The organism is Roseobacter sp., assembly GCF_024639605.1.
Taxonomy (GTDB): domain Bacteria; phylum Pseudomonadota; class Alphaproteobacteria; order Rhodobacterales; family Rhodobacteraceae; genus Roseobacter.
Window position 1 is genome coordinate 1 of record NZ_JAHEHZ010000114.1, and the last position, 11251, is coordinate 11251.

The 11251-nt window shown below is 60.0% G+C and carries 13 protein-coding genes; 6 read left to right on the plus strand and 7 right to left on the minus strand.

Translation table 11 applies throughout. The features are described 5' to 3' along the window. Window positions 1–506: FAD-binding protein (locus Q0M35_RS13770; protein WP_295316268.1), on the minus strand; the 506-nt coding region annotated here is incomplete at its 3' end. 58 nt (window positions 507–564) lie between these two features. Continuing rightward, window positions 565–2016, minus strand: a complete 1452-nt coding sequence (locus Q0M35_RS13775) for an FAD-linked oxidase C-terminal domain-containing protein (protein WP_295316270.1) — start codon at window positions 2014–2016, stop codon at window positions 565–567. 79 nt (window positions 2017–2095) lie between these two features. Here Q0M35_RS13775 and Q0M35_RS13780 point away from each other — a divergent pair, with 79 nt between their 5' ends. The 3 genes from Q0M35_RS13780 (at window position 2096) to Q0M35_RS13790 (ending at window position 4651) form a co-directional block, all read left to right on the plus strand. After that, the gene (locus Q0M35_RS13780; RefSeq protein ID WP_295316291.1) at window positions 2096–2788 is read left to right on the plus strand and encodes a DUF599 domain-containing protein; all 693 of its coding nucleotides are present in this window, start codon (window positions 2096–2098) and stop codon (window positions 2786–2788) included. 36 nt (window positions 2789–2824) lie between these two features. Continuing rightward, window positions 2825–3178: a hypothetical protein gene (locus Q0M35_RS13785; protein ID WP_295316272.1), complete on the plus strand. Its 354-nt coding sequence runs from the start codon at window positions 2825–2827 to the stop codon at window positions 3176–3178. A 168-nt stretch (window positions 3179–3346) separates the two neighbouring features. Beyond that, window positions 3347–4651 (plus strand): isoprenylcysteine carboxylmethyltransferase family protein, encoded by a 1305-nt coding sequence (locus Q0M35_RS13790; protein ID WP_295316274.1) that lies wholly within the window; start codon window positions 3347–3349, stop codon window positions 4649–4651. Window positions 4652–4672: 21 nt separating this feature from the next. Here the strand turns inward: Q0M35_RS13790 and rlmH are convergent, their stop codons facing one another. The 4 genes from rlmH to Q0M35_RS13810 all read right to left on the minus strand — a co-directional run bounded on the left by rlmH (window position 4673) and on the right by Q0M35_RS13810 (window position 7827). Next, the gene (gene rlmH / locus Q0M35_RS13795; RefSeq protein WP_295316276.1) at window positions 4673–5143 is read right to left on the minus strand and encodes a 23S rRNA (pseudouridine(1915)-N(3))-methyltransferase RlmH; all 471 of its coding nucleotides are present in this window, start codon (window positions 5141–5143) and stop codon (window positions 4673–4675) included. Window positions 5144–5173: 30 nt separating this feature from the next. Next, a complete protein-coding gene (gene rsfS / locus Q0M35_RS13800) occupies window positions 5174–5542 on the minus strand; it encodes a ribosome silencing factor (RefSeq protein WP_169642057.1) in 369 nt (122 codons plus the stop codon). 177 nt (window positions 5543–5719) lie between these two features. Further along, window positions 5720–6463 carry a hypothetical protein gene (locus tag Q0M35_RS13805; RefSeq protein WP_295316279.1) on the minus strand — a complete coding sequence of 248 codons (744 nt, stop codon included), beginning with the start codon at window positions 6461–6463 and terminating at the stop codon, window positions 5720–5722. A gap of 65 nt (window positions 6464–6528) precedes the next feature. Beyond that, window positions 6529–7827 carry a mechanosensitive ion channel domain-containing protein gene (locus tag Q0M35_RS13810; protein WP_295316281.1) on the minus strand — a complete coding sequence of 433 codons (1299 nt, stop codon included), beginning with the start codon at window positions 7825–7827 and terminating at the stop codon, window positions 6529–6531. A gap of 291 nt (window positions 7828–8118) precedes the next feature. Here Q0M35_RS13810 and leuC point away from each other — a divergent pair, with 291 nt between their 5' ends. The 3 genes from leuC to Q0M35_RS13825 all read left to right on the plus strand — a co-directional run bounded on the left by leuC (window position 8119) and on the right by Q0M35_RS13825 (window position 10914). Continuing rightward, window positions 8119–9525: a 3-isopropylmalate dehydratase large subunit gene (gene leuC / locus Q0M35_RS13815; protein ID WP_295316283.1), complete on the plus strand. Its 1407-nt coding sequence runs from the start codon at window positions 8119–8121 to the stop codon at window positions 9523–9525. A gap of 82 nt (window positions 9526–9607) precedes the next feature. Then, on the plus strand, window positions 9608–10162 hold the full coding sequence (locus Q0M35_RS13820) for a DUF308 domain-containing protein (RefSeq protein WP_295316285.1): 555 nt from the start codon (window positions 9608–9610) through the stop codon (window positions 10160–10162). A gap of 128 nt (window positions 10163–10290) precedes the next feature. Then, window positions 10291–10914: a cysteine hydrolase family protein gene (locus Q0M35_RS13825; RefSeq protein ID WP_295316287.1), complete on the plus strand. Its 624-nt coding sequence runs from the start codon at window positions 10291–10293 to the stop codon at window positions 10912–10914. Between the two features lie 11 nt (window positions 10915–10925). On the opposite strand, the gene Q0M35_RS13830 is transcribed toward Q0M35_RS13825, so the two are convergent. After that, window positions 10926–11141, minus strand: a complete 216-nt coding sequence (locus Q0M35_RS13830) for a DUF2945 domain-containing protein (RefSeq protein ID WP_295316289.1) — start codon at window positions 11139–11141, stop codon at window positions 10926–10928. Window positions 11142–11251: the final 110 nt, after the last annotated feature.

Sequence of the window (11251 nt, forward strand, 5' to 3'; positions counted from 1 at the left end):
AGCACCTTGAGCGCCACCTCGCTCAGCACGCCCAGTGTGCCACAGGAACCGCACATCAGTTTGACCAGGTCATAGCCGGTGACGTTCTTCATCACCCGGCCCCCGTTTTTCACGATATTGCCCGCCCCGTCGACGAACCGCACCCCAAGCGCATAGTCACGCGCGGCACCGCCCTGTATGCGCCGCGGACCGCTGACGTTGGCTGCGATCACCCCGCCCAGCGTGGGCTCTCCGGTGGTACCCAGAAGCGGGCGGTGGTCCATCGGCTCAAAGGCCAGTCGCTGGTTTTCGGCCGCCAGAGCGGTGTGAACATCTGCAAGCGGCGTGCCCGCCCCTGCAACGATCGTCAAGGCCCCGGGTTCATACAGCGAAATGCCCGACAGCGCACCCGTCTCGAGTGTCTCGCCGTCACCGGTCATGCCCCGCGTGCCGCCACCGGTGACCGTCAGGGGGCCATTTGCAGACCGTATCATTTCGGCCAGGGCCGCTTCGTTTTCGGGTTTCATCGTTCTTCTGGCTCCAAATGCTCCGGCCTCGCGTGCAGTGCTGCGGGGACGGCTCTGCTTATTCAGCAGCGACCGGCGTCACACCGCGCCGCGCGTCCGAGACCGACAGCGGGAAAACTTTGGCCGGGTTCAGCAGCCATTGCGGATCAAACACATCCTTCACCGCCATCTGCGCTTCGAGATCCGCAGGCTCATACTGAAATGTCATCAGATCCCGCTTTTCAATGCCGACGCCATGCTCTCCGGTCAGACAACCGCCGGCTTCCACGCAGAGCTTCAGAATCTCAGCGCCAAAAGCTTCGCAAAGCTCAAGATCGCCTGGCTTGTTGGCGTCGAACAGGATCAGCGGATGCATGTTGCCGTCGCCCGCGTGGAACACATTGCCGACCTTGAGGCCGAACTCGTCGGACATCTCGCCGATACGCCTGAGGACAAAAGGCAGCGAACTCACGGGAATTGTTCCGTCAAGGCACATGTAATCGTTGATCTGGCCCATCGCACCAAAGGCCGATTTACGTCCCAGCCAGATCCGCGCGCTTTCATCTGCGGATTTGCTTTCGCGCAGTTCAACGGGGTTATGACGCCGGGCAATCTCCATGATCAGCGACAACTGATGATCGATCTCGGCCTCGGAGCCTTCGACCTCGACGATCAGCAACGCTTCGCACATCGGATAGCCCGCGTGGGCAAAGGCCTCTGTGGCCTCGATGCAGGGACGGTCCATGAACTCGATCGCCACCGGCAGGACGCCGGCCTTAATGATATCGCTGACACAGGCGCCCGCCACTTCGTTATCGTCAAAACCCATCAGAACCGGGCGCGCGCCTTCGGGTTTGGGCAGGATACGCAGGGTCGCTTCGGTCACCACCCCCAGCTGCCCCTCCGAGCCACAAACGAGCCCCAGAAGGTCGAGACCGCCGCTGTCCATGTGAGCGCCGCCGATCTCGATGACTTCGCCGGTCATGGCGACCATGGTCACGCCCATCAGGTTGTTAGTGGTCACACCGTATTTCAGGCAATGCGCCCCGCCGGAGTTCATCGCAATATTCCCCGCAATGGCACAGGCAAGCTGGCTGGACGGGTCCGGAGCATAGAAAAAGCCGTTCTCTTCGACCGCGCCCGTCACGCTCAGATTGGTGCGCCCGGTCTGCACCCGGATGATCCGGTTGGCATAATCGGTCTCAAGCACATCGTTCATGCGTGCCACGCCCAGGATGACGCAATCCGCCGTCGGCAAAGCGCCCCCCGCCAGCGAGGTTCCCGATCCGCGCGGCACGACAGGCACCCCCTCTTCGTGACAGATTCTGAGCACGTCAGAGACCTCACCGGTGCTGGCCGGCAGCACCACAAGCATCGGCGGGCATTTGTAGGCCGTCAGCGCATCACACTCGTAAGCGCGGGTCTCTGCTTCGTCCGAAATCACCGCATCGGCGGGAAGAACAGCGGACAACCGTTCCAGGACACGCGATTTGCGCGCCAGCACGGCCGGGTCGGGAATCGGCATTTCCATGAAAAATCCTCCTATTGGTAAACTAATATTACCAATTTCACCCATTGGCAAGATTTATCGGACCTGCCAAATGCTGATCATGGATATACTAAGCCGTCTCACCTTCTTTACCACGCTCGATTACGTCGCTCTTGGATTTCTCATCCTGTGCTGGCTGGCTATCGGATGGCGCATTGAGCACCCGGGCAAAAAACATCTGTCCACCTCAATGATCATGGCCGGATACCGCCGCGAGTGGATGAAGCAGATGGTCACGCGTGAGCCGCGCATCTTTGACGCTCAGGTGCTGGCCAGCCTGCGTCAGGGCACGGCGTTTTTTGCCTCGACTTCGGTGATTGCCATCGGCGGCACCCTGGCGCTGATCGGCAATGCCGATCACGCCAGCGGCGTGGCGCAGGACATCACCTTTATCAATCATCCCGCGATCGTCTGGGAACTTAAGCTTCTGATGGTCACCTTTCTGCTCACCAATGCCTTTCTGAAATTCGTCTGGTCCAACCGGCTTTTCGGCTATTGCTCGGTCCTGATCGCCTCTGTGCCGAATGATCCTGAAGACCCCGGTGCCTATCCGCGGGCCGCACAGGCCGCCGAGATCAACATCACCGTGGCGCGCAGTTTTAACCGCGGGCTGAGATCGATTTATTTCGCGCTTGCCTGTCTTGCCTGGCTGGCCGGGGCCGTGCCGCTCATTCTGGCAACCATTGTAACCGTGGTCGTCATATGGCGCAGGGAATTTGCCTCTGCCTCTCGCAAAGTTCTGTTAAACGCTTAAGTTACCCTCCAGCCTGTTTTTGCTTACGAGTCGCATATGAAACGTTTTCTGACTGCCCTGATGATCATAACCGCACTGCCTGTGCTGGCCGCGGAACCCCGTATCGAGAACGTGACCGTAAAGCAAAACGGCGATGCCTGGCGGTTCGACGTGACGATTGCGCACCCGGATACCGGTTGGGATCACTACGCCGACGGCTGGCGGGTGCTCGATATGCAGGGCAATGAACTGGGCACGCGGGTGCTGGCACATCCGCACGTCGATGAGCAGCCCTTTACCCGCTCGCTCTCGGGCGTCCGGGTTCCGGACGGCGAAACTCAGGTGCAGATCCAGGCGCGGGATCATCCGGGTGGCTGGAATAAAGGTACTGTGATCATCGATCTGCGCTGACCCTGTGCCGCCGGATAAACGGCCGCATCATGTAACGCACAACAAGTTCGGCGCGCGACACAGCGCCTCTCACGCGCATTTCAGCCCGAATGCGGGGCGGTTGCCTCAAATTAGGCACAATCTTAATGTTTACCGCTCATTGTTCACAAAACTGAGCGAGTCCGCCTGATGGCATCCAAACCCACGTCACAGCCACCACGTTCAGTGACCAGCCAGCTGACTGCACTGATCGGGCTTGCGGGGTTTCTCGCGACCCTGATGCTGCTGCGCCAGCTTGAGCTTCCGAAAACCGACGCGACGGTTGTTGGTATGCTTGGGACCGCATTGCCCATGCTTTTCTGGGAGCTTTTCGTGCTGAAAGCGCACCGGCAGGAGGCGACCGGGCTGCAGGGCTTCGGCCTGCGGCTGTCGGATCCCGTAAACTGGGGCCGTGTCGCGACCAAGCTCACCGGTCTCTGGGGTACAATCGGTCTTTTATCCGTCGCCTACTGGATTTTTCCGGAATATCAGCGCGACTTCTACAAACCTTTCTGGGAATTTTGCCGGGACTATTCGCTGGCCTTTGCCTGCATCAGCTTTGTCTATTTCGTGCTGATCGACCGGTGGATGAAAGATCCCGAAGACGAATACTTCAATGCGGGCCGCCTGTTTCTGGGACATGGCAAGGGCACCGACAGAGCCCGGCTGAAAAAGCATTTTCTCGGCTGGCTCATCAAAGGGTTCTTTTTGCCGCTGATGTTCATCTATTTCGGCAACAGCATCTCTGCGTTGCTGGGCCGGTCACTGGCCGATATCACCGGATCTTTCACAGCATTCGTGGCCTTCATGAGCCGCTTTGCCACGGGCATTGATCTGGCTTTTGTCAGCATCGGATATGTGCTGACACTGCGGCTTACAAACTCACACATCCGCTCGCCCAATGACCTATTCTGGGGCTGGGCGGTGACGCTGCTGATGTATGTGCCGTTCTTTTCCGTCGTCGGGAACCGCTATCTCGATTACAAAGACGACACCAACTGGATCGACATGTTCGGCGATGGGGACAGCAGCTGGTTCTATGTCTGGGGCTGCGCGATAATCTTCACCAAGATCATGTGGGCCTGGTCGAACCTGTCTTTCGGCATCCGTTTCTCCAACCTCACCAACCGTGGCATCATTACAAACGGGCCTTTCCGGCTGATGCGACACCCGTCCTATTTCTTCAAGAACATTTCCTGGTGGCTGCTGGCCGTGCCGTTTTACTCTGTCGAAAGCTATGAGACAGCATTGCAGCACAGCATCCTGATGGTCGGTATCAACCTGATCTATTTTGCGAGGGCCAAAGCCGAGGAAAAGCACCTCTCGGAAGATCCGGTTTATGTGGAATATGCATTGTGGATCGAAGAGCACGGCGTGTTGCGCTGGCTGCGACACTATATGCCGTTCATCCGCTATGTCCCGCCGGCCGGTGCAGGCAGCATGCGCACGGCCTGACAGATGCAGCGCCCCGGAGTTTCATTCCCGGTGATAGGGCGCGCCCGCAAGAATTGAGGCCGCGCGGTAAAGCTGCTCTGCGAGCATGACCCGGACCAGCATATGCGGCCAGACCATCCTGCCAAAAGACAGCGCGAACCCCGCCTCGGCGCGCAGCGCAGGATCAATCCCGTCGGCGCCGCCGATGAGGATGGCAAGATCGCTGCGTCCCTGATCACGCCAGCCTGCAAGGCGGGATGCAAACTCCGGTGAGCTTTCCGCCCGCCCGCGCTCATCCAGCGCCACGATCATCGCTCCATCAGGCACAGCACGGCGCAACAGCACGGCCTCGCCGGCCATGCCGCCGCCTTTGCGGTCGTCAACCTCGGTCACGCTGACCGGCCCGAGCCCCAGGGCACGGCCGGTCCGGTCGAACCGGGTCAGATAATCGTCGATGAGGGCTTTCTGTGGCCCGGCGCGCAGGCGCCCGACCGCAATCACATGCACACGCATGACGGCGCTGCCAGCTCCCCGCGCGGGGGATCAGCTGGCGGCGGCTCCGGGGCCGTCCATGGGCTGCCACATCTTTTCAAGCTGATAGAATTCGCGCACTTCCGGTCGGAAGACGTGCACGATTACATCGCCTGTGTCGATCAGGACCCAGTCGCCGGTTTCCTTACCTTCAATTTTTGCCGTACGGCCAAACTCGTCTTTGACGGTCTGCGCCAGTTTCTCCGAAATCGAAGAGACCTGGCGTGTCGAACGCCCCGAACAAATGACCATATAATCACCGATCTCGGTCTTGCCGCGCAGATCGATCTGCACCACATCTTCGGCTTTATCGTCGGAAAGGGATTTGAGGATTGTCGCCAGAAGCTTTTCGCTTGTGGCTGTTTCGGTGGCTGCGGCCATTACCGCGGCTCCGCTGTGAGCAGCTGGCGCTGCATCAGTATGTACAGACAGGACATTGCCCTCCTTTGAACGCGCCGCCGGACCCCCGGCGCTGGGGATACTTTAATTTAGCAAGAGGAGTACCACAATTCAATGACAGCATCGCAAACCGGGCGTGCGACGCTGCGTGCTGCGCATTCAGGCAGCATAGCCCGCTGAGTGCGGCAGGCTCTCCCAGGTGGTGCGCCACTGTGCGTCGATCCGGGCCAGCGCCTGAGCGTCAAACCGGTGGCTTTCCTCCCAGTACCGGCCGGATGGCACGCCGTAACTGAGAGCATTTTCCGCAGCGATGATATCTGAGACGGCACCGGTCGCGACCGGCCGGATCCCTGCCGCGCGCAGGTTTTCCGGCTTCAGGCGGGCAAAAAGCAGCTTGGAGGGCTCTTCGGAGAGGTTCACGCAGTGACATCCGCGGGTCGCCGCGATGAGCGCGAGGCGCGCGGATTTCGCCCCAAGGTCCTGCAGCGTGACATCAGCACGCAGCGGATCAGCCGTGCCCGTTCCGTAAAAATGCGTAGGCCCCGAGGCGGGATAGACCATGTCGCAGCCGAGCCATGCCATGACCTTCGGGCGCAACGCTTCGAGCGCCCAGTATCCGGCCGTAAACGCCATCGTGCCGCCGGCGAAAACGAAACCGCCGCTTTTGTTCTGCGCCGGCACAAACTGATCCGCGCCGATCAGGCGCTGGCCGGGGGCAGGTGTCACCGGCCGGCGGTCCCGGGGAAAATCCTCGGGAAAGATCAGATCGTCCCAGTCAGGGCGGATGTTCCAGGCATTGTTGATGGTGACGATCCGGTCGAACCACGCGCGGGGCCAGCCGGCTGCCACAGGTGCCCGCGGCCCGCTGCCGAGGATAAGGACGATGTCTGAAGGGCTGACCACGCCATTCTCCGCAAGTTCCGACAGACAGGAGTTAGACCGCAGATGCGCTCCGGCAACCCCGGCTGTCAGTCCGCGACCGGTGCGGGTGCTGTGTCTTCCAGCATGCGCACTTCGCGCTGCGGGAAGGGGATAGAAATGTCGTGTTCCTTGAAGGTATCCCAGAGCGCCAGATACACATTGCCGCGGATGTTCGTGAGACCGCCCGTGGGGTCGCGGATCCAGAACCGCAGGATATAATCAACCGAGCTGTCCCCAAAGCCCACGATATGACAGACCGGAAGCTTCGGGTGCTTGAGCACCCGGTCGACATTCGCCGCCGCCTCAACAGCAAGTTTCCGGACCTGATGCGGATCGCAGCCATAGGATGTGCCGAAAAAGATGTCGAGGCGCACGAACTCGTCCGAATGGGACCAGTTCACCACCTGCCCGGTGATCAGATCTTCGTTGGGAATGAGGTATTCGCGACCGTCGCGTGTCACGACGCTGACATACCGCGCGCCCAGGGCGTTAATCCAGCCGAAGGTTTCACCAAGGCTGATCACGTCACCGGGTTTAATGGATTTATCGAGCAGAATGATGACGCCTGACACGAGGTTAGAGACGACTTTCTGCAGGCCGAAACCAAGGCCGACGCCGATTGCACCCGAGAGCACGGCGAGGCCCGTGAGATCGATGCCCACGGCCTTGACGCCCAGAAAGAACGCCATGCCATAGAGGAAAATCTGCACCGCCTTGACCGCGAGCACCTGCATTGAGGGACTGATATCCTCGTTACGCCGGATGCGCGTTGCGATGGTTTTATTGACCACCCGCGCCCCGGTCGCCAGCGCGCCGATGAGCACACCTGCGGTCAGCAGCGTCAGCATCGAAATGCGGAAATCACCCACTTCGAGCGCGAGATTATCAAGAAATGCGGAGACTTCGTCGCCAAGCCCGGCAAACTGCAGCGTCGCATAGACCCACAGACCCCAGACCACGACCTGCCTCAGGAACCGGTTGCGCACAAGCCGGCCAAGATAGGCGATCAGAACCCATGTTGCGGCAAGTGTCGCCACACCACCGATCAGATAGGAGCGCGACGGCCAGGTCACGCTCTGCATCACCAGATAAACCGCATAAGACATCGCCGCGAAAAGGATCAGCCCCATGCGGCGTTTGAGCTGCACAATCACCCGAAGTTGCCATTTCTGCCAGCCTTCGGTCGCACGCACCCGGTTGTCGATCATACGGCCGCCGACACCGTGCAGCAGCCAGGCAAGGCCGGCAAGCGCCAGCAGGATCAGGACCTGGTTCTGCCGCCAGCCGGGCTCCAGCAGATCGGCCAGAAACAGAGCAATGAGATGCCGGATTTCTTCCGCGGACATCAGGACATCCGCGATCTGACCGCTTCCCAGCTCGAGAATGTTTTCCCTCTCCATAAGCACAGGATTGCACAGCCCCTGCTCCGCCACAACCGGCCCTCGCGGACCTTGCGGCACAGCGGTCAAACGGATATGACACCGGCTATGTCTGTATGTGCGCAAATCAGAATCGATCTTGATGACCGGGCCCGCCTGCGTGAACGTTTTTTCGGGGCCACGCACAGCGTTCTTGCCCGACTGTAAGCGCGACTGCCCGACACAGACTGCCAATTTCCACAGTACGGGAGAGGACCGATGTCCCCCAAGACGCTCTACGATAAAATCTGGGATGCCCATGTCGCCCACGAGGCTGACGACGGCACCTGCCTTCTTTATATCGACCGCCACCTTGTGCATGAGGTTACGAGCCCGCAGGCCTTTGAGGGTCTGCGCATGGCCGGTCGAAAGGTTCGCGCACCTGAGAAAACCATCGCCGTGCCGGATCACAACGTGCCCACTACGCTCGATCGCGCCAATGCCGCGACAATGACCGAGGACAGCCGCATCCAGGTCGAGGCGCTTGATAAAAACGCCAAAGACTTCGGCATCCATTATTACCCGGTCTCAGACGTGCGCCAGGGCATCGTGCACATCGTCGGGCCCGAGCAGGGCTGGACCCTGCCCGGCATGACCGTGGTCTGTGGTGACAGCCATACCGCAACTCATGGCGCATTCGGCGCGCTGGCGCATGGCATCGGGACTTCTGAGGTGGAACACGTGCTCGCCACCCAGACGCTGATCCAGAAAAAATCGAAGAACATGAAGGTTGAGATCACCGGCAAACTGCGTCCCGGTGTCACTGCCAAGGACATCACCCTGTCGGTGATCGGCAAAACCGGCACCGCCGGTGGCACCGGCTATGTCATAGAATACTGCGGCGAGGCCATCCGGGATCTCAGCATGGAAGGGCGCATGACCGTCTGCAACATGGCGATCGAAGGCGGCGCGCGTGCCGGTCTCATCGCGCCCGATGAGAAGACATTCGAGTACTGCAAGGGCCGCCCGCACGCTCCGAAAGGCGCGCAGTGGGAGGCCGCGATGGACTGGTGGAAGACGCTTTATTCAGATGATGATGCCGCCTGGGACCAGGTCATCACCATCAAAGGCGAAGACATCGCGCCCGTCGTCACCTGGGGAACCTCGCCGGAAGACGTGCTGCCGATCACGGCCAATGTGCCTGCCGCCAGCGATTTCGAGGGGGGCAAGGTGGGTGCAGCACAGCGCTCGCTCGACTACATGGGTCTTACCCCGGGCACGCCGCTGAACCAGATCGAGATTGATACGGTTTTCATCGGATCCTGCACAAACGGGCGGATCGAGGATCTGCGCGCTGCGGCCGCGATCCTCAAAGGCAAAAAGATCAAAGAGGGCCTGCGCGCCATGGTCGTGCCGGGTTCGGGCCTGGTGCGTGCCCAGGCCGAAGAAGAAGGGCTTGCGGATATTTTCAAGGAGGCCGGGTTTGAGTGGCGTCTGGCGGGCTGTTCGATGTGTCTGGCGATGAACCCCGACCAGCTGGCTGAAGGCGAACGCTGTGCGTCGACATCGAACCGCAACTTCGAAGGGCGCCAGGGCTACAAAGGCCGGACACACCTTGTCTCTCCGGGTATGGCGGCAGCCGCCGCGATCACCGGAAAACTCACAGATGTGCGCGAAATGATGTAAACTGACCTGAGGCGGAGCGGCGCTGGCTGCTTAAGTGAAAACCGGAAAGCCGCCCTGCGAGACACTACGAAGAGGTAACAAAATGAAATTATGGGTAAAATGGCTTGTTCTGGGCGTTTTCTCTGTGGTCTTCGGTCTGTTTGTCCTGGCCAATCCGGTTGCCGCCTCCTTTGCGGTGACAGTGGTGGCGGGCGTCACATTTGCGCTGATCGGCGGGGCTCAGATCTTTGCGGGTCTGGGCTCTGAGGACCGCACGACAAAGATCATGGGCGTCGGGCTGGGCGGCCTGATGCTGGTTCTCGGTATATCTCTCATGTTCCGCCCGCTTGAAGGCATCCTCACGCTTGCAACCATAGCAACGGTGCTGATCGGGGCAAACGGGCTGTTGCGCCTTGTGACCGCATGGCAGATGCGCTCAACACCATTGTTCTGGCCGATGCTCATTTCTGGTGCGCTGTCGGTCCTGCTCGCCGCCTATATCGTTGCAAATTACTTCGATATCGCGCCGCAGCTTCTCGGCATACTACTCGGGATTGAGCTGTTGTTTAACGGTGCCGGGCTGATCGCGCTGGCTATGTTCTTGCGCAACGTCAAAGGCGCTCTGAAGGACAAGGTCGAGGCCCGGCTTAAAAAATGAGCGGACATCACTGAAGCGAGCGGAGATAAGATGGATACCCTGAATTTTTGCGCCGTGACAGCGACCGGCGCTGTGATGTTGGCAAAACCGGCCGTCGGGTTCTGCGAAACAGTGACACGAGGTCTGACATGATCAGGCAGTTTGGTCCCGAAACCGGCCTCTTGCTGATCGACGTGCAAAAAGGCGTGAATGTCTTTGAACACTGGGGAGGTGGCAGCACCGGCCGGCGCAACAACCCCGGGGCCGAAGACCGGATGCGCGCACTTCTGGGCGCATGGAGGGCGGGCGGGCTGCCCGTGATCTACACCCGGCACGACAGCCGCGAGGCGGCCTCACCGCTCAAACTGCATCTGCCGACGGGCGCGATGATCGAAGGCTTTGAGGCCCGTGACGGCGAGATCATCATCGAAAAGGATGTGAACTCGGCCTTTGTTGGCACCGATCTGGAACTGCGGCTGCGCCAGTACGGTATCACCCGCCTGGTGGTAGCCGGCTTTTTCACCAACTTCTGTGTGGAAACCTCGGTGCGGATGGCCGGCAACATGGGCTACGACACCTACCTCGCTCATGACGCCTGTGCGACCTGTAACCGGATCGGGCCGGATGGCACGGATTACGACCCGCAGGTGCTGCACGACATTTCAGTTGCCAACATGCACGGCGAATTCTGCACCGCGCTCGATACCCGGACGCTGCTCGGTCTGGTCAGCGCGGATGCGCCCGCATTTGAGCGCGTACAGGGCAACGAATGATGACCCGGAGCTCAGGACGCTTTACGCAGTTCGCTGTCCGATTTCAGGACTTCGCTGCCGTCTTCCTGCTCGATTTTATAGGCAGGGCTGTCCTCGCTTGCATCCCGCGTCACCTCGGCACCCGAGATTTTCAGGGTAATCTTCTGCGTGTATTTTTTGGCGATCTTGCCGGTACCCGTGCCATTGCCCCAGTCCCACTCAACCTGTGTGCCTTCACTGTACGACATTCTGAAACCTCTTCTTTTGTGATACGCCGGCCTAACCCGCGGACACCTGTCCGGGTTCCGGCGCGTCCGGAACAACCGTAAGGACCCCTCTTCATGGATAAATTCAACAC

Bases quoted from the DNA above. Each gene is read 5' to 3' on its own strand.
- leuC (WP_295316283.1), top strand. From the start codon at position 8,119: ATGTCCCCCAAGACGCTCTACGATAAAATCTGGGATGCCCATGTCGCC.
- Q0M35_RS13790 (WP_295316274.1), top strand. From the start codon at position 3,347: ATGGCATCCAAACCCACGTCACAGCCACCACGTTCAGTGACCAGCCAG.
- Q0M35_RS13830 (WP_295316289.1), bottom strand. From the start codon at position 11,141: ATGTCGTACAGTGAAGGCACACAGGTTGAGTGGGACTGGGGCAATGGC.
- rsfS (WP_169642057.1), bottom strand. From the start codon at position 5,542: ATGGCCGCAGCCACCGAAACAGCCACAAGCGAAAAGCTTCTGGCGACA.
- rlmH (WP_295316276.1), bottom strand. From the start codon at position 5,143: ATGCGTGTGCATGTGATTGCGGTCGGGCGCCTGCGCGCCGGGCCACAG.
- Q0M35_RS13820 (WP_295316285.1), top strand. From the start codon at position 9,608: ATGAAATTATGGGTAAAATGGCTTGTTCTGGGCGTTTTCTCTGTGGTC.
- Q0M35_RS13780 (WP_295316291.1), top strand. From the start codon at position 2,096: ATGGATATACTAAGCCGTCTCACCTTCTTTACCACGCTCGATTACGTC.
- Q0M35_RS13825 (WP_295316287.1), top strand. From the start codon at position 10,291: ATGATCAGGCAGTTTGGTCCCGAAACCGGCCTCTTGCTGATCGACGTG.
- Q0M35_RS13785 (WP_295316272.1), top strand. From the start codon at position 2,825: ATGAAACGTTTTCTGACTGCCCTGATGATCATAACCGCACTGCCTGTG.
- Q0M35_RS13775 (WP_295316270.1), bottom strand. From the start codon at position 2,016: ATGGAAATGCCGATTCCCGACCCGGCCGTGCTGGCGCGCAAATCGCGT.
- Q0M35_RS13810 (WP_295316281.1), bottom strand. From the start codon at position 7,827: ATGTCCGCGGAAGAAATCCGGCATCTCATTGCTCTGTTTCTGGCCGAT.